General features: G+C 34.1%; 13 protein-coding genes. 3 read left to right on the forward strand and 10 right to left on the reverse strand.

Features of this window, described 5'->3' with window-relative positions; genetic code table 11:
• Window positions 1-6: 6 nt before the first annotated feature.
• From OZP06_RS06860 to uvrC, 9 genes are all read right to left on the reverse strand, one after another.
• Entirely contained in the window at window positions 7-3,336 is a 3,330-nt protein-coding gene (locus tag OZP06_RS06860; RefSeq protein WP_281324400.1) for a TonB-dependent receptor, read from the reverse strand.
• Window positions 3,337-3,636: 300 nt separating this feature from the next.
• On the reverse strand, window positions 3,637-5,280 hold the full coding sequence (pgi, locus tag OZP06_RS06865; RefSeq protein ID WP_281324401.1) for a glucose-6-phosphate isomerase: 1,644 nt from the start codon (window positions 5,278-5,280) through the stop codon (window positions 3,637-3,639).
• A 250-nt stretch (window positions 5,281-5,530) separates the two neighbouring features.
• The gene (locus OZP06_RS06870) at window positions 5,531-6,748 is read right to left on the reverse strand and encodes a peptidoglycan DD-metalloendopeptidase family protein (protein WP_269224230.1); all 1,218 of its coding nucleotides are present in this window, start codon (window positions 6,746-6,748) and stop codon (window positions 5,531-5,533) included.
• 13 nt (window positions 6,749-6,761) lie between these two features.
• A complete protein-coding gene (locus tag OZP06_RS06875; RefSeq protein WP_281238518.1) occupies window positions 6,762-7,700 on the reverse strand; it encodes a tryptophan 2,3-dioxygenase family protein in 939 nt (312 codons plus the stop codon).
• On the reverse strand, window positions 7,697-8,470 hold the full coding sequence (locus tag OZP06_RS06880) for a DUF3108 domain-containing protein (RefSeq protein ID WP_281324402.1): 774 nt from the start codon (window positions 8,468-8,470) through the stop codon (window positions 7,697-7,699). The genes OZP06_RS06875 and OZP06_RS06880 overlap by 4 nt, the downstream gene beginning before the upstream one ends.
• Window positions 8,471-8,751: 281 nt before the next feature.
• On the reverse strand, window positions 8,752-9,912 hold the full coding sequence (gene hppD, locus OZP06_RS06885) for a 4-hydroxyphenylpyruvate dioxygenase (RefSeq protein ID WP_269224232.1): 1,161 nt from the start codon (window positions 9,910-9,912) through the stop codon (window positions 8,752-8,754).
• Window positions 9,913-10,030: 118 nt separating this feature from the next.
• Complete coding sequence (locus OZP06_RS06890) at window positions 10,031-11,194, reverse strand: homogentisate 1,2-dioxygenase (protein WP_269224233.1); 1,164 nt, start codon at window positions 11,192-11,194, stop codon at window positions 10,031-10,033.
• A 244-nt stretch (window positions 11,195-11,438) separates the two neighbouring features.
• On the reverse strand, window positions 11,439-13,592 hold the full coding sequence (locus OZP06_RS06895; protein ID WP_269224234.1) for a patatin-like phospholipase family protein: 2,154 nt from the start codon (window positions 13,590-13,592) through the stop codon (window positions 11,439-11,441).
• A 51-nt stretch (window positions 13,593-13,643) separates the two neighbouring features.
• Entirely contained in the window at window positions 13,644-15,437 is a 1,794-nt protein-coding gene (gene uvrC, locus OZP06_RS06900; RefSeq protein WP_269224235.1) for an excinuclease ABC subunit UvrC, read from the reverse strand.
• Window positions 15,438-15,588: 151 nt separating this feature from the next.
• Here uvrC and OZP06_RS06905 point away from each other — a divergent pair, with 151 nt between their 5' ends.
• The 3 genes from OZP06_RS06905 to OZP06_RS06915 all read left to right on the forward strand — a co-directional run bounded on the left by OZP06_RS06905 (window position 15,589) and on the right by OZP06_RS06915 (window position 18,448).
• Window positions 15,589-16,575, forward strand: a complete 987-nt coding sequence (locus OZP06_RS06905; protein WP_281324403.1) for a succinylglutamate desuccinylase/aspartoacylase family protein — start codon at window positions 15,589-15,591, stop codon at window positions 16,573-16,575.
• A gap of 78 nt (window positions 16,576-16,653) precedes the next feature.
• Window positions 16,654-17,916, forward strand: coding sequence for a pyridoxal-dependent decarboxylase (locus OZP06_RS06910; protein WP_281324404.1), 1,263 nt, complete (start codon window positions 16,654-16,656; stop codon window positions 17,914-17,916).
• Complete coding sequence (locus tag OZP06_RS06915) at window positions 17,885-18,448, forward strand: 5-formyltetrahydrofolate cyclo-ligase (RefSeq protein ID WP_281324405.1); 564 nt, start codon at window positions 17,885-17,887, stop codon at window positions 18,446-18,448. The genes OZP06_RS06910 and OZP06_RS06915 overlap by 32 nt, the downstream gene beginning before the upstream one ends.
• A gap of 268 nt (window positions 18,449-18,716) precedes the next feature.
• Here OZP06_RS06915 and OZP06_RS06920 read toward each other — a convergent pair whose 3' ends face one another.
• Window positions 18,717-19,319 carry a lipoprotein signal peptidase gene (locus tag OZP06_RS06920; RefSeq protein WP_281324406.1) on the reverse strand — a complete coding sequence of 201 codons (603 nt, stop codon included), beginning with the start codon at window positions 19,317-19,319 and terminating at the stop codon, window positions 18,717-18,719.
• Window positions 19,320-19,364: the final 45 nt, after the last annotated feature.

Genomic DNA, 19,364 nt, shown 5'->3' on the forward strand with positions numbered 1-19,364 from the left:
TAAATATTATTTCCCGAAAGTATATCTTAAGGTAAATTGAGCTTGCCAAACATCAAATATAGATGCATTTTTTTGAAAAGTGTCTCTAGCTAAAAATCTTTTTCCTTCATTATCTGTTTGAAGAGCCATAGTATAAAAAGGAATATTACCATTAGCTCCACTTGGTGCTTGAGCTACACTCAATATATTTGATGCAGTAGCTCGTTGAGAAATACCCCAATTTCTGTTCAAGAAATTTGTAAAGTTTAAGATATCTGCTCTAAACTGAAAACTGTTTCTTTTGCCAGCGATATTCACGAAGAAATCTTGTGTAACAGAAAGATCTATTTTATGCAACATTGGTAAGATATTAGAGTTTCTTTCTACATATTGCCCTCTTCTTTTAGATAAATAAGAATCTTGATCTATAAATTTATCAAAAGCCTCTTGTTGTTGCGCTTCAGTATACAGTACTACTGAAGTTCCAGCTATATTTTGAGTAATTGGACTAAATCTTATGTCTGTAGCTTTAAGAGGAACAAAAAGTAAATCATTCCCATTTACTCTATCTCCATTTAAATCTCCTCCATAGGCATAAGTAAATGGGCTGGCTTGTTCTCCAATATAACCTAAATTTATAGAAGTAGATCCACCATACTTTGTGCCATAGTCAATTTTGTATCCAATAATACCAACATAACGATGAGGAGTATTATTATTAGATAGACTTAAAGCCAAATCATTGTTTCCATTAATAGACTTTGCACCTGTCCAAGAACCAGAAGCGATAGAACCAGCTGAAAGCAAATCATAAGCTGCAGAATGTGTATAAGAAAATGAACCCCACAATCCTTTACTATATGGATATTCTAATTTAAAAGTAGTAGAATAAAAATACCCTTGATTCGTGTTTGTCAACACTATAGCATTTGAAACAGTATTATTTATACGAACACCATTATCATTACCTGCATATAAGGGTCTGTTATCTGGCCCAGCAATTTTTCCAACTGGATTGGCTAAATTCGCATTATAGTACCCTACTTCATTGATGTTTTTGCTAAAAATTCCTTCTACAGTTCCTACAAAACCAAAAGGTAATTTTTGATCTACAGCAATAGTCGTTTTCCAAACTTGAGGAAATTTATAGTCTTTAGCAGTAAATGCTAAATCAAATGTAGATGGCAAAGTAGGTGTTGCAGGTGTAAAATATTGTGAAGGATTAGCAGTAAATCCATATCCACCAGTAGCAACTGCTACATCACTTGCGTCAACAAATCCAGTCAGGACCCCATTGTTTCCAATAGCATTAGACAAAAACACATAAGGAGGTCTTCCGGTAAAAATTCCTGTTCCCCCTCTCACTTGAGTTTTTGAATCACCAGCAACATCCAAGTTGAAACCTAGTCTAGGCTCAAATAAATATTGTGTATCAGGCATATCACCTGTGTTAAATTTTTCTCCATTTGCAAAAGTCATGCCTGTAATAGCTTTATTTTCTATTGCTGTATCTTTAAATGAAACAGATGTAGCTCGTAAACCAAAAATAACTCTGAAATTTTCATTTACTTTAAAATCATCTTGTGCATATAAATCTATCTTATCAGATTCCATTATTTGCATAGGCTCTACACCTCCATCCAATGCAGAATATCGAAATTGAGTTCGAACTGGCAAATTCACTTTAGAAGGAGCTCCATTAAGAGCTAAAGATTCGTTTGCTGCATTATAAAATTCATCCAAAGAATTAAAAATATAAACTCCGTTTGATCCAGAGAAAAATAAATTTTCTGATTTAAAATGCTCATAATTGGCACCAAACAACAAACTATGTTTTCCAAAAGTTTTAGTTACATTGTCTGTAAAATGCAAAGTAGAATATCTCAATTTATTTCCTTGAGTAAATGGATCCAAACCTACAGAGATAAAGTTTAAATTACCAACAGTACTAGGCGTTCCATTTTTGATGTCAATGGTTGGGAACAATCCTCCTCCTTGTAGGGATCTATCTTCGATTTGTTTATCATAACCAGCAATAAAGTTATTGCTCCATGTATCAGACAGTTTAGAGTCCAATTGTACAACGATAGACCTAGTATTGTCTTCAATTACATAGCCACTGTTTTTAAAAGACATCGAATTTACATTTTTTGTTCTACCCCCAAATCCTAAAGAGTTCGATGATGATGTAACTTCATCCGAGGAAGAATCACTATGTACATAACGTACCGATAATTTATGATCATCATTGATGTTCCAATCTACTCTACCAAGGAATTTTTTAGATTCTTTCTTAGCGTCATAGTTCTCCCAAGGCCCTGTAGTATAATTGAATTTGTCTTGCATAAAAGTTGAAAGCGCTTGCATTTGATCGTATGTTGGAGCAGATACTTGTGCACCTCCATTTGGAGAATTTGTAGACGTCCAAGTCGTTGCAGGACTTGTATTTTCAATCGTTTCAAAATTACCAAAAAAGAATAATTTGTCTTTTATAATTGGAGCACCAATTCTAGCCCCCCAAATTGTTTCATCAAAAGTAGCTGGTACAATTTTTACTTCACCTGCCTTTGTTCCAACAAAACTTTCTTTATTACTTCTGAATGAGTTATAGACTGATCCTTCAACTTCGTTTGTTCCACTACGAGTTACCGCGTTGATTCCAGATCCCGTAAAACCCGTTTGACGTACATCAAAAGGAGCAATGTTTACTTGTAATTGTTCAATAGCATCTAGAGAGATTGCTGTAGAACCCGTTCTACCTCCTGCTTGCGCATCACTACCCAAACCAAAACCATTATTAAAAACAGAACCATCAATAGTAAAGTTATTCAACCTTGAATCTTGACCTCCAAAAGTACCACCGCTTCCAGCATTGGCATTGTATTTAGTTATAGCATTAATAGATCGAGCTCCAATAACTGGTACAGCATTAATTTGTCTATTAGAAAACTGTTGGGAAGCACCTGTTTTTCCTTTAGAAAAAGCACCATTTGATTTTGAAGAAGAAACAACAACCTCTTTTAGTTGACTTGTTTCATCTACGAGAACTGTGTTTACAGTAATCGTACTTCCTAAAGGAGCTGTAATATCTGTAATTTCACTTGATCTTGTACCAATGAAAGTAAACTTAACAGTATATGGCCCTCCTGGACGTATAGCCTGAACTGAGTAACCGCCTGTATAATTTGTAATTGCATTATACTTTGTTCCAGTAGGTAAGTGAATCACTTGCACCGACGCTCCCGCTATGTTCTCGCCAGTAACAGACTTCACTGTTCCTGAAATTCCTGAAGTAGTTACCTGAGAGTAACCAATAACCGACAGAAAAAAAATAAAAATAAAGGTGATTTTTTTCATATTATTTTGTTTGTTTAGTTTGGCAAAATTATAACATTTGAATCAATAAATGTTAACATTGTATTAAGAAAATGCTCCTTTTACAATACACGCATACTAAATAAACATATTTACGTTTATTAATTAATTTTTTGCGATTTATTCTGAATTAAGAATTAAAAAATATGAATATGATAACAAAATTTTGCAAAACAATATTATTACTTTGAATACTTGAAATCTTTATTCGTTTTTAGACTAAAAAAAAGCCTTGATTTTCAGATATCAAGGCTTTTGTAATTATTATATTTCTTAATAAATCTATTTATTTTCTAAAAAATGATTCAATAAAAATTGTGTTGAACTATCGTGATTTTTTACCTGTTTGGTGTTAATCTCGTCTAAAATTGAATTCGCCAATTGTTTTCCAAGTTCTACCCCCCATTGATCAAAACTAAATATGTTCCAAATAATTCCTTGCACGAATATTTTATGTTCGTACATTGCAATAAGTGAACCTAATGATTTAGGAGTCAATTTTTGAATCAAAATCGTATTAGTTGGTTTGTTTCCAGAGAAAACTTTGAAAGGCAAAAGTTCACTTGCTTTCTCAGCACTTAATCCTTGTTTGTCAAATTCAGCTTGTACTTGTTCTTGAGATTTTCCGTTCATCAAAGCTTCAGTTTGAGCAAAAAAATTGGACATCAATTTATCATGATGATCTTCATCACCATATAAAGGAGTTACAAATCCAATAAAATCAGAAGGAATCAATTTGGTTCCTTGATGAATTAATTGAAAGAATGCATGTTGAGCATTTGTACCTGGCTCACCCCAAATAATGGTTCCCGTTTCATAATTTACCGGTTTTCCGTCACGACCTACACTTTTGCCATTGCTCTCCATCGTTCCTTGTTGTAAATAAGGTGCAAGTTTTTGCAAATATTGTGTATAAGGAATCAAAGCTTCACTTTCGGCACCAAAGAAATTATTATACCAAACACTTAATAAAGCAAGTGTTACAGGAATATTTTTATCAAAATCTGCAGTTTTGAAATGTTCATCCATTTCATTAGCACCACTTAACAAATCGTTGAAGTTATCAAAACCAACCGCCAAACTAATAGAAAGTCCGACTGCGCTCCAAAGAGAAAATCGTCCTCCAACCCAGTCCCACATTGGAAACACATTGTCTGGATTAATACCAAATTCGGTTACTTTTTGTAAATTGGTTGAAACCGCTACAAAATGTTTGGCAACATCTTCCTGTTTTGCCGATTTCAAAAACCAAGCTTTGATGGTTTCAGAATTGGTTAAGGTTTCTTGCGTGGTAAACGTTTTGGAAACAATAACAAATAATGTTGTTTCAGGATTTAGCTTTTTTATAATTTCATTAACGTGATCTCCATCAACATTGGACACAAAATGAACCTTCAAATGATTTTTATAATATTGCAAAGCTTCAACAGCCATAACAGGTCCCAAATCGGAACCACCAATACCAATGTTAACGATATCGGTAAATGGTTTTCCGGTGTACCCTGTTCTTTGTCCAGAGGTTACTTCGTTTGTAAATGATTGAATTTTGTTTTTTACTTCGTATACTTCTGGTATTACATTAACACCATCTACATTTATTACAGCCGTTGCTGTGGCTCGTAATGCAGTATGCAAAACTGCTCTATTTTCTGTTTGATTTATAATTGCTCCTCCAAAATATTCGGTGATTGCATTTTTCAAACCTGTTTCATTAGCCAATTCAACTAACAAATTTAGAGTTTCTTGATTGATTCTATTTTTGGAATAATCTACTAAAAAATCGTTCCATTTCAAATGGAACTTTTCAGTTCTTGACATGTCGGCTTGGAACATTGCTGTCATTGAAGCCTTTTGCATTTCAGTATAGTGTGCTTGAAGTTTTTTCCAAGCAGAAGTTTCAGTTGGGTTTATTGTATTTAAAGCCATTTATTCTAGTTTTTTATAATTGTGCAAATTTACTGAAATAAGTTTGAATGGACTAAAATCAGGACATTATATAACTATTAAATAGTTAAAAAAAACAGAAATGCTTTAAAAACAACCTTGTTAAAAAAAGAAAACAGATTTCTCAAAAAATCACAAAATAAACTGTAATAACTTGAGAAATCTGCATTAAAATTAACTTTATACACTACCTAAAAAACACAACTTAGAATAGTTTCTTTATTTTTAATATTTATAAATTCGACACACTATCCAATTCGAACTTCAATGGCTCTATTTTCTTTAAAAACCGCTCTTTATTTTTTGAGCTCATTGGTTCTCCATTTGGTAATTTTAAACGCAGGGCATCTACTTGAACACCATTTTTCCAAAAACGATAACACACATGTGGTCCTGAAGCCAATCCTGTACTTCCAACCAGTCCTATAGTTTGCCCTTGATTCACATGTTGCCCTCTTCTAACTAGTATTCGAGACATATGTAAATACTGAGTAGAATAGGTTTTATTGTGTTTTACTTTTACAAAATTCCCATTACCCGCAGTATAGCCCGTTTGCTCAACAATACCTGCAGCTGTAGTAGAAATTGGAGTACCCGTTGGTGCGGCATAATCTGTCCCTTTGTGTGCTTTCCAAATTTGTTGTACGGGATGAAAACGATTCATCGAAAAATGAGAAGTAATATGGCTAAATTTTATAGGTGTTTTAAGAAAAAAATTCTTTAGCGTTTTACCATCTTCGTCATAATAATCCATTTTACCTGAACCAGGATTTTGTTCAAATGGAAAAGCATAAATAATTTTTCCTTTATATTCAAAAAAAGCGGCTTCAAGACTGTCTACACCATCATAAATAGAATCATTGATGTACCTCTCGGTAAAAGTCAGACCAAATCGATCTCCTTTTTTTACTTTAAAAAAATCGATAGACCAAGCAAATATCTTTGAAATCCTAGTGGCTAATGCTCCTTCCACATTTGCAGACTCTAATGTTTCCGAAAGCGAACCCTTTAAAATCCCGCCTATAGTTCTCCTTTTTAATGTCAAAGGTTTTGTTTTTTTATAGGCTTTTGCTATTGAATCTCTCAAATCTACTACGTAATAATTTAATGCATCCGGTTGGTATATAAAAACAGCCAGCGTATTAGTTTTGTTTTTTGAACGAAGTAGGGTGTACTGTTTGTTTAATCTTATGGTTCGAACATCAAAAGTATCTTTTACTTGCGCTACAATATCGAATACTTTTTTATTGCCAATATTTTGTCTTTGCAAAATACTACCAAAAGTATCTCCTGATTTTACAGAATCTTGGACAACATTAAAATCAGAAAACTTGAATCCAAAATCACTCTTTTTGGATTTTGCAATTACTTGGTTTTCCATAATTTCTTCTTTCCTATTACAGGATATGATGGAAAACAATAGTACTAAAATTAGAATTATCTTTTTCAAACTTTGCTTACTTTTAATTTAAGTTTTCAATTCCCCAATTCCTCAATTCTTCCTCGCTCCATAATTCCGGGAAGAAAATTCTTCTTTGGTATCTGGGATGCATGTATTTTTTCCAGTCACTTCCCCCGGTTGCTTCTCCATCACCTTTACCATTGTCTATATATTTTCTGGCTGCATTGAGGTGCCCCATCACCCATGTAATGTTTACCGTATGATCATAATGGCGCATTGCTTTTACCAAATCTGGATTTTCACGATCAGCATCGGGTAATTGTTTGAATTTTTGCCAAAGATTAATGGTGTTATATTCCTGCATTTGAGTTATGAATGCAGTTTTGTATTTACGCTCAAATTCCAAAAGCAAATAAGACTTTTCACCTGTTTCATGATCTTTCCCTGCTGCTTGCCAATACATGTGATCTAGGGCATGCTCATAAGGTGTATTTCTGTCTATTGTTGCTCGAAAACGGTAATCGATAAGGTTGATTAAATCGGTTGAAGCAATTTCAATCATTCTATATTGTGCACTTTGAAAACCACTTGCAGGTGTAAGCGTATTTCTAAATTTCATATACTGTTCTACTTCCATACCGTCTCCCATTATATCAAAAGAAGTGGTCAACATATCAAAATAACGGCTTATTCTCATTAACCGTTCTGTGAAAAACTCTGTTGTTAATTTTTCGGCATAAGAGATTTGATGCATTTCCCAAAGTATCATTTTAAAAAGCAATTCATTGACCTGGTGGTACATAATAAAAACCATTTCGTCGGGCAATGTTGTTCTTTGAATTTGCAAATTCAATAAAGCATCTGTTTGAATGTAATCCCAATAGGTTATAGGTTTGGACCAAAGTAGTCCTTCAAGATGCGTATCTGTTTTTTGATTTATAGCTTGAAATTTATGATCAATTTCATCCAAAATTGATGCTGTGGTATCATTAATTGTCATTTTGATTTAATTTTAAACGGATTATTCAATCCTTTGTATTCCTCCAAATCGGCTTTGAGTGATCCTACCAAAAGGTTTGCTTTTATCCGAATAGGTATTTTATTATAGTCATCTGAAATCCAAATTGTTAAACTTTCTTCTTCCTTAAAAATCCGTCCAGACTGCACCAAAGGTCTAAAAATCATAGTGGATACAACACCAAATTTAGTTTTAATATCTTCTCTCCCGATGAATTTTAACTTAAATTTTGTAGTCTCATTGTCAAAAAACATATCAATAATGACCGACTCTCCAATCTTAATTTTATTAACATTGGGATAATTTCGTAAATAATAAAAGGAAGAAAGTATGTCCTGAACGTTTTTGGGAAAGTCAAAAGTTTTTTCGGTTTTATGCTTGTAATCTTTTACCAAAACTTTATTGGTCTTTTGATTAAAAAAACCTTCCTGGTTTTTGGTATACCCTCCTTCGTTGATTTTTCGAACAAATCGATAGGGATTCCTTGTACTCTTATCAATGTAACTTTCATAAATATCTTCTACATTAAAAAAGAATTTGGTCATACCAGTAGAATACCCTTTCCCTATAACATGAAAAACAGCCTGATCGTTTAGCGTAGCATCTTTAACTTCGATTGTGGCATAGCCGGCATTTATGATTCCATAATGCACTCTAAACTTTAGATATTCACCTGATGAAAAAGCTTCATCTTTTTGTGTATCGAAACCTAAAGTGAAAAGCAACAACGAGAAAATTATATTTTTTTTCATAGATTCGATACATTATAACTAAAATAACCTCAAATGTATTAAAACAAAAAAACTCAGTCAAATTAATGACTGAGTTTTTATGCTATTAACTAACCAAAAAACTATAAATTATGAAAATTTATATGAAACTAAGAAGGAAACCACCCCTTCCTGATTTGCGAGTGCAAAGGTATTGTATAAATCAAGGTTTTCTTAGCGAAAAGTCAAGTTTAACACAACATTTGCAATTTTAAGGGTTAATTAACTATTATTTTTATTGATACCGCAAAAATAACTAAATTTTATAATGTACCTCGTAATTGCTGCTCTCGTTCTATGGACTCAAAAAGCGCTTTAAAGTTCCCAGCACCAAACCCTTTGGCTCCCATTCTTTGAATTATTTCAAAAAATAAAGTTGGACGATCTTGAACGGGTTTGGTAAAAATCTGCAACAAATAACCATCCTCATCGGCATCGACCATAATGGCTAATTTTTCAATTTCGTTCAAATCTTCTTTCATCATTTCCATGTGCACTCCCAATCGTTCGGGAATAGCTTGATAATAGGTATGAGGTGGAGCAGACAAAAACTCAACTCCTCTTGCTTTTAGCTCTGACACTGTTTTAATAATATCATCAGTTGCAATAGCAATATGCTGAATTCCAGGTCCACCATAAAAATCCAAATATTCTTCAATTTGTGATTTTTTCTTTCCTTCAGCTGGTTCGTTTATTGGGAATTTGATTCTTCCGTTTCCGTTTGACATTACTTTACTCATTAAAGCCGAATATTCGGTATTGATTTGTTTGTCATCAAAAGAAAGGAAATTCACAAATCCCATGACGTCTTCATAGAATTTTACCCAAGTGTTCATTTCGTTCCAACCCACATTTCCTACCATGTGGTCAATGTATTTCAAACCAGTTGGTTCTGGATTGTAATCGGATTTCCATTCCTTGTAGCCTGGTAAGAAAACGCCGTTGTAGTTTTTTCGTTCTACAAAAATATGCACAGTTTCGCCATAGGTATAAATTCCAGAGCGAACTACTTCACCAAATTCATCTTGTTCCACCGTTGGCTCCATAAAAGAACGAGCGCCACGTTTCATGGTTTCTTCGTAGGCACTTCTTGCATCTTCTACCCAAAGTGCGGCAACTTTTACTCCGTCACCGTGTTTTTTTAAATGGTCGTGTAGTGGCGAATCTTGTGTTAAGGGAGTGGTTAAAACAATTCGGATTTTGTCTTGTTTTAAGACATAAGATGTTCTGTCTTTTACGCCTGTTTCCAGTCCAGCATAGGCCAATGATTGATACCCAAAAGCGGTTTTATAATAATGTGCCGATTGTTTTGCGTTACCTACGTAGAATTCGACATAATCGGTTCCTAGTAATGGAAGGAAATCTTGAGCTCCTTCGAATATTTTTTCTAATCCGTATTCTACTGATTTTACTTCTTTTGCCATGATAAGCCCCCTAGCCCCCGAAGGGGGAATTCCTATTAGGGGTAAATAGGATTTTAGTTAACAATTTATACTTTACGTTCTATTTAGTGTTGAGAAGTTATAATTCCTCCTTTGGGGGCTAGGGGGCATCTACCCAAGATTTATAATACTGTCCATCGTCTATTCCCATTGCTTCTTCGGTCACCATAAGTGGTCGGAAGGTGTCAACCATTACGGCCAATTCCTGCGTTTCTTTGTGTCCGATACTACGTTCCATAGCACCAGGAGCTGGGCCGTGTGGAATCCCTTTTGGGTGTAAAGTAATATGTCCTTGCTCAATATTGTTGCGGCTCATGAAATCACCGTCTACATAATACAACACTTCGTCGCTGTCAATATTACTGTGATTGTAAGGTGCCGGAATGGCTTTTGGATGGTAATCGTACAATCTTGGAACGAAAGAACAGACCACAAAAGTGCTAGTTTCGAAAGTTTGGTGAATAGGAGGTGGCAAATGCACACGACCTGTAATAGGTTCGAAATTGTGAATGCTGAAACCGTACGGAAAATTGTAGCCGTCCCAACCCACTACGTCAAAAGGGTGAGTGGCATACACCACTTCGTGCATCATCCCTTCTTTTTTCATTTTGATAACAAAGTCTCCTTTTTCGTCATGCGATTCTAGTTCGGTTGGCAAAATAAAATCGCGTTCGCAAAATGGTGAATGTTCTAAGTGTTGTCCAGAGTCATTTTTATATCTTTTTGGAGTATAAAAAGGAGCATAAGACTCTACATAAAACAAGCGATTTTCCTCGGTTTCAAACTCGATTTGATAAATAATACCACGTGGAATGATCAAATAATCACCATACTCGAAAGGAATATTTCCCAACATCGTACGGAGTTTTCCTTTGCCTTTGTGAATGAATAGCATCTCATCGGCATCGGCATTTTTGTAGAAATAGCTGGTCAATGATTTTCTGGGTGCTGCCAGTCCAATAGTACAATCTTTATTGACCAACATGGCTTTACGACTGTCTAGGAAATCATCTTCCGGTTTCAATTCGAAGCCTTTAAGTAATAATGATTTTATGTTTTTCCCAATTGCAATTTTGGGTTCAACGGAATAGGAATTAAGAATTTCTTTTACCTGAGTTGGTCTGTGAATGTGATAGGATAAAGAAGAATGACCGTGAAAACCTTCGGTACCAAAGAGTTGCTCAAAATACAAGCCACCGTTTGGATTTTCGAATTGGGTGTGTCTTTTAGGAGGAATATTTCCTAGTTTGTGATATATTGGCATAACAATTAGATTAGATAGTAAACAATTCTTTAAAGCAATAGTCCATATAAAAGTTGCCTTTTGCATTGCAAATGCATTGCTAAACATCATAAAAGCATCTTATTCTATGATCCTACAATAGGGATAAAACCCAAAGAATCACTCTGGATTTCTTTTGATTAAGAATTGAAGATACTCTAATAAACCGATCCAATTTGTTTTCATAATTACAAATGTCGTAATTTTTATCGATAAAAAACACAAATTAAAAAATAAATCCAACCGAAAACCAAAGGTGCGATTTTGATATTTCTGGTGACCATGAATATTTTATTTCCACAGGACCAATAATGGTTTCTAAACCATAACCAAGCGCATAGCCTGAGTATTTGGGCCAAGAAATCCAATCTAAGGAATCATATAAATCATCTTCTAAATTGGCATAATTGGCTGAAAAGTTGAGATGATTCTTTTTGAATATCTCATAATCTAAAGTGATTGTAGTTTCCAAATAGCTATTTCCTGATAGACTCAAATAATCATATCCATAAAAATACCTAAAATTATTTGTTGTATTAAATCCATAGCCACCTAACATATAATCAAAATAAGGCAAACTTTTATCCCCAATAGATGCTCCAGCTTCTGCTTGAAGTTTAACAGTTGCATTTTTAAAAATTGTTTGAGCAATACCTGCTTCTGCACTCAAAATAGAAAAAGGTTCGAATGTATCTGAATCTTCAGATGAAAACATATAAAATTGGGAATTACCTGAAAAATACCACCCTTTTTTCGGGAAGTATTTATTATCGTAACTATCGTATTTTATATAGCCAAATGCACTGGTATAATCACTTTTTGTAATTGTAGAATTCAATTCTAGTGTTTCTGAGGTAATATTTAAATACTGAAATTCAGCTCCAATTCCAATAAGAAATTTTTGAGCAAATACCGATTGAATATACACTTGATTAGACAAATCCACATAATCAACATTTATAGAATTTGAGGCTTTTTTATTAAAAGTTATCACTTTTACCGGAATGTTTTTATTAAATCGGCTTAAATGTGAATTGAAACCATAACTCAATTGAAATCCATTATCAATATAATAGTCAAAATAATACCTCACATTATCCCCCACTACCAAATCCACTGATAAAAAGTCATTTTTAAAAAATGTTTTTTTATTGGTAACATTAGCCAAAATAGCACTTTTGAACAAACCGTCATAATGCAATCCAAATTTTAAATTAGTTTTTACAGGACTTTCGGTCAATGTCAGAATCAAATCATCATACATACCATTTTTTTCAAAATAATAACTCACCGCACTAAAGTTTTGAGTGGCATTCAGATTATTAATTCCTGTTTCTAAGTTTTTGAAACTTATTTTGGCACCTGGTTTAAAATTTAATTTACCGATAACATAATCCCTAGAATAATTTATCAATTCATTTACTTTGATATCAACAATAGTCAAACTATCGGTTTCGATCTTTAATTTAGGTTTATGATACGGGTTTGTTTTATCTGCCAAAAGATCTATTTTTTCATAAACAGCAAATGTGGCATCTTCTCCTTTTTTTATTATTTCTGTAGCTTTATCAAAAGTAACCACTCCGTAATTTTTTACATCGGGTTTGATATAAACATCTGTTAAATTTGCATTTAATTTCATCCTTTCAATCATTTGCAAATTGGTGATTTGAAAGAAAATTTTTGAAGCACTTTTTAATTCGTCTTTACTAAGCAAACCGGATTGAACATCTACACCAATTATAATATCAGCTCCCATTTTTCGAACTTCATCTATCGGATAATTATTTATCACGCCACCATCCACAATAAGATTATTATCAATTATCACTGGTGAAAATACCGAAGGCAAGGATGAACTTCCTGTTATTGCCTGTGCCAAAATTCCTTTATCAAACACCACTTGTTCTCCTATTGCAATATTAGTTCCAACACACAAAAAAGGAATAGAAAGGGTTTTAAAATCCCTAACATGCCGCACTGGCAAGGTCAATCGGCTTAACATATTAAAATTATACATCCCCTTGGACAATGCTTCAGGCGTACCAATACTAAACTTATTAAATGGAAGCGTCAATGCATATAATTCATCATTCCTTTTTTCATAAAAATTTTTAGAAGAACGTGGAATAAAATCATTTATAACATTACTAAAATTGGTCACATCAATTATAGAATCAATCTGTTTGGCATTGTATCCCATTGCGTAAAGACCTCCAATAACAGCCCCCATACTGGTTCCACCTATATAATCCAACTTAATTCCAGCATCCTCAAGCACATTTAAAACTCCGATATGCGCTAGTCCCTTGGCTCCACCTCCACTCAACACCAAACCTATTTTAGGTTTTTTTACAGTGTCTTGAGAAAATGAATTCAAACAAGAAAAAAATAAAATAATAAAAAACACTATTCTATACATAAGGGCAGGTTACTTTGTGTTGTAAAAGTCGGTAATTTTTTTGGCTTTTGATACTCCTATAACGTCCGAAATTTCTTTTTCGGTTGCCAGTTTCAATCTTTTAACACTTTTAAAATGTTGAATTAACGTCAGCATTGTTTTTTCGCCAATTCCTGGAATACTTTCTATAGAAGAATTCAATGCCGCTTTACTTCTTTTGTCGCGGTGAAATGTAATTCCAAAACGGTGGGCTTCATTACGCAATTGCTGAATGACTTTCAGTGTTTCAGACTTTTTATCCAGATATAATGGAATAGAATCTCCAGGATAAAACAATTCTTCTAGCCTTTTGGCAATACCGATAATAGCAATTTTACCGCGAAGTCCCAAAGCGTCAATACTCTTTAATGCTGATGACAATTGCCCTTTTCCTCCGTCAATAATAATTAGATTGGGCAAAGGCTCGTTTTCGTCCAACAATCTTTTGTAACGGCGATAAACGATTTCTTCCATCGAAGCAAAATCATCTGGCCCCACTACGGTTTTTACATTAAAATGTCTGTAATCCTTTTTGCTTGCTTTCCCGTCTTTAAAAACCACACAAGCCGCCACGGGATTGGTTCCTTGAATATTAGAGTTGTCAAAACATTCTATATGTCTCGGTTCCACTGGCAAACGCAAATCACTTTTCATCTGTGCCATAATTCTATTGGTATGGCGATCTGGATCTACAATTTGCAATTGTTTGAGTTGCTCTATTCTATAAAACTTGGCATTTCGAATGGATAAATCAAGTATCTGTTTTTTGTCTCCTAGTTGTGGTACTGTAATTTTTAATGTTGGTCCCAAATCTACTTCAAAAGGAACAATCACTTCTTTGGACAATAATTGAAAGCGCTCCCGCAATTCGATTATAGCCAATTCTAATAATTCCTCATCTGTTTCTTCAAGCTTCTTTTTGATTTCCATCGTGTGCGATCGAATAATGGAACCATGAGAAATTTGCAAAAAGTTGACAAAAGCCGCACTTTCATCAGAAACGATAGAAAAAACATCAATATTGGTTATCTTCGGATTTACAATTGTAGAACGAGATTGGTAATTCTCGAGCACTTCTATTTTTTCTTTTATTTTTTGGGCTTCTTCAAAATGCATGTCTTGTGCCAAACTGGTCATGAGACGTTTGAAATCTTTCATGCTTTCCTTGAAATTCCCTTTTAAAATTTCCCGAATCGCATCGACTTGTTTTTGATAATTTTCTAATGTTTCAAACCCTTCGCAAGGGCCTTTGCAATTGCCAATATGGTATTCTAAACAGACTTTAAATTTACCGCTGTCAATATTATTTTTACTTAAATCATAATTACAAGTCCGCAAGGGATACAATTCTTTTATCAAATCTAAAATAGTGTGTACGGTCTTAAAACTGGTGTAAGGCCCAAAATATTCTGATCCATCTTTGACCATTCTTCGGGTGGCAAAAATGCGCGCAAAAGGCTCTTTCTTGATACACAGCCAAGGGTAACTTTTATCATCACGCAATAACACATTGTATCTGGGTTGCAAGGTTTTTATCAAATTGTTTTCTAGCAAAAGAGCATCTGTTTCCGTAGGAACCACGATATGCTTGATAGTAACAATTTTCTTGACCAATACATTGGTTTTCGCGGTATCGTGAATTTTATTAAAATAAGAAGAAACTCGTTTTTTTAAATTCTTAGCTTTACCTACATATAAAATTTTCCCTTCTTTATCGTAATATTGATATACACCAGGACCGTCAGGTAGGGTTTGTATTTGCAGGGCTAAATTAGGATTGGTCATTTTTTTTTAAAACTTCTGATAATTAATAGATTGCAGTAGACAAATCTCAATTCTTCATTTTTTCAAATTTACAAATAACATTGACGTAAACCAAAATCAAATTTTTAATACCAAATAAATAATTTCTATATTTAGCTTTTATTTTTAAACCATGAAAGATTATAAACCTTTAGTAATTTTTGGCGAAAGTGTTTTGCCTGGCGAAAGTAAAACCATCCAACTGGAAATAGCTCGACTACATACCACAACAAAATTAACAATTCCGATAATTATTAAACGTTCCAAAATTGCTGGTCCTGTTGTTCTCTTTTCTGGAGGGATTCATGGAGACGAATTTAATGGCATCGAAATCGTAAGGCAAATCATCAGTAAAAAAATAAACAAACCCAAAAAAGGAACTATAATTTGTATCCCCATTATTAATATATACGGATTTATCAATCGATCTCGAGATTTCCCCGATGGAAGGGATTTGAATCGGGTCTTTCCTGGCAGCAAAAAAGGATCATTAGCCAGCCGATTTGCCTATCATATCATAACCGACATCATGCCGCTTGTAGATTATGCCGTCGACTTTCATGCGGGCGGTGCCAGCCGATTTAACGCGCCTCAAATTAGGCTTACACCAAATAACCCTAATGTAAAAATATTGGCCGATGCTTTTAATGCGCCTTTTACCTTATTTTCAAAAAATATTGCAGGCTCTTTTAGAAGTTCCAGCGAGAAACTGAATGTAAAAATGTTGCTCTTTGAAGGTGGAAAATCTTTAGATATTAATCACGATGTTGCACAAGAAGGAATCAATGGAATCAAGCGACTTTTGAACCATTTAGACATGCTCGATCCAAAACATGATGTACCAATCCAAAAAAAACCAACTATATATATTGAAAAATCAGGATGGTTAAGAGCCAAATGTTCAGGTTTGTTAATTGATCAAAATTTGGTAGGTCAATTTGTCAAAAAAGGAACCGTATTAGGCATGATAACTGACCCTTTTGGAAAATTTGAACGAAAAATAAAAGCACCAAACGATGGTTATGTACTCAATGCCAACCACTCACCAATTGTATATCAAGGAGATGCCATTTATCACCTTTCGAATACTGCTGAAAATGCCATAGAAGAAACACTTTAACTATTAGAAACCAAAAACTAACATTTATCATATTTTCTAAAATTCTATACTTGTAATTTTGGACAAATTATAGCGATTATGTTGTATTGGAAAAAATTATCTCAAAAAGAGAAAAAAGCCCGCATTGAAAAAGCCCTAGAAGAGAATGTAAATTTTTCTTTAGATACTTCTTTAGGATATCCCGCCTCAAAACTCGACAGTAAAGTCTACAATGAGGAAGCTTCCTTCTTAAAAGACGCTCCAACTCTGAAAACCTATGTAGCCAATCCTAATCATATAGGTTGCCACACATTAGGCACATCAGAAAAAGCTTTTAAAGGCACTCAAGAAATGGAACGTGAGGTCTTGAATGTACTCGCCGTAGATGTTTTTAAGGCGCAACCCAAAACTTATGACGGGTATATTTCTCCAGGAGGTACCGAAGCCAACATACAAGCCATTTGGATGTATCGTAATTATTTTAGTTATAAACTAGGCGCTAATCCTCAAGAAATTGCCATACTTGCCTCTGAAGATACCCACTACTCTATTCCAAAAGCTGCCAATATACTAATGTTGGATTGGCTGAAAGTCCCTGTTGATTTTAATACTCGTGAAATTGATACGTTTCAACTAGAAAACATCATTATAAAAGCCAAAGAAAAAGGAAAGAAATATTTTATTGTCATATCAAATATGGGAACTACTATGTTTGGTGCTATTGATGATCCTAACGATTATATCCATATACTGGAAAAACACAATTTACTGTATAAAATCCATGTTGATGGCGCTTACGGAGGTTTTATCTACCCTTTTAGCAATAAAGAAAGTGATCTGAATTTTGAAAATCCAAAAATTAGTTCAATAACCATTGATGCACATAAAATGCTCCAAGCTCCTTATGGAACCGGAATATTTTTATGCCGAAAAGGCTTAATAGAAAACGTTTTGACCAAAGAAGCTGAGTATGTAGAAGGAATGGACTTAACCCTTTGTGGCAGTCGATCGGGAGCCAATGCAGTTGCAGTTTGGATGATTTTGTTTACTTATGGACCTTTTGGATGGTGTGAAAAAGTTCGAATTTTACAAATGAGAACACAGTGGCTCTGTGATCAATTGGACGAATTGAAAGTAGGGTATTTTAGAGAACCGTTTATGAATATTGTAACCATTCAAGCGCAATTTATCGAAGAAAGTTTGGTCAAAAAATTCGATTTGGTTCCTCAAAAACACAATGGTGATAATTCCTGGTATAAAATTGTGATTATGGATCACGTAGAAGTAGATCATTTGAGTACTTTTATCACCGATCTAAAAGAATCACTTTATGCTAAAAAAAGAATTACGAGCGAAATATAAGGCCTTACGCAACCACCTTTCTGAAATTGAAATTGAAGAAAAGAGTTTGGCTATTGCCAATGAAATAATCAAACTTACTATTTGGGAGAAAACGTATTTCCACATTTTTTTACCTATTGAAGAGCAAAAGGAAATCAATACTGAATTTATTCTTCACCTACTGGCTGGAAAAGACAAGGAAATTGTGATTTCGAAAAGTAATTTTGCAACTAGAGAAATGACTCATTTTCTTTTGACGGACAATACCAAAATAAAAAAAAACGAGTACAACATTCCAGAACCTGTTGATGGCCTAGAAGTTCCTGCTACAAAAATTGATGTGGTTTTTGTCCCGCTTTTGGCTTTTGACAAAAAGGGAAACCGAGTGGGTTACGGCAAAGGTTTCTATGATAAATTCTTGGCCGACTGCAAACCAGAAACTATAAAAATTGGTCTTTCGTTCTTTGCACCCGAAGAACAAATTTCGGATGTTTTTGAGAGTGATGTGTTGCTGGATTATTGTGTAACTCCAAATGGAGTTTGGGCGTTTTAGAATATGAAGCAAAAATTAAAAGGCATTAAGAGCAATTAAGTTTTGAAGCTTAATTACTCTTAATGCCTTAATGGTTTAAAATCAAAAGGATTCTTATTAAACAAATGATCTTGTTTTACGACCGCAAGAGGGATAGCGCCAAATTACCGAAGTAATGGCAATAGCCCGACCGCAATAAAAAATGGGGCCACTAGCACGTATGCAAAGTAGCCCCATTTTTTATTGTGGTCTTGCCCAAATTCTTCTGAAAAGAAATGGGATATAAATACTAATTGTTTTTATGAAATGCTTTTTTGTTGAAAGCGATTAAAATTCCAACTCCAGTTGAAATGGCCATATCGGCAACGTTGAAAATGGCATTGAAAAAAGTGAAATTTCGTCCACCAAAATATGGAACCCATTCTGGCATTGGATAGTCTTTTATGAATGGAAAATAAAACATATCGACTACTTGACCGTTGAGCCATGTGCCATAGGGTTTGTCTGAAAATATAGTGGCTAATTGCTGGTGGCTGTCGTCAAAAATCACGCCATAAAAAACAGAGTCGATGATGTTCCCGAATGCGCCGGCAAGTATTAAAGCGATGGCAACTATGAGATAATTAGAGCTGTTTTTCTCTACGGCGTCCCACAACCAATATCCAATTCCGACAACGGCAAACAGTCTAAAAACGGTTAAAATTAATTTTCCGTATTCCCCCGGTATTTTGGTGCCCCAAGCCATCCCTTCATTTTCGATGAAATGAATTTGAAACCAATTGAAGACATGGACTTCTTCGCCTAAAATAAAATTTGTTTTTATATAAATTTTAGAAAATTGATCAACTAATAATATAATAATGATGAGAAAGTATGCTTTGAATAATGACATTTTTGAAAATTTAATGGCGTAAAAGTACTAATTTAATCAAAAAAA

This window comes from Flavobacterium sp. IMCC34518 (genome assembly GCF_027111095.2).
In the GTDB taxonomy this organism is placed as follows: Bacteria; Bacteroidota; Bacteroidia; order Flavobacteriales; family Flavobacteriaceae; genus Flavobacterium; species Flavobacterium praedii.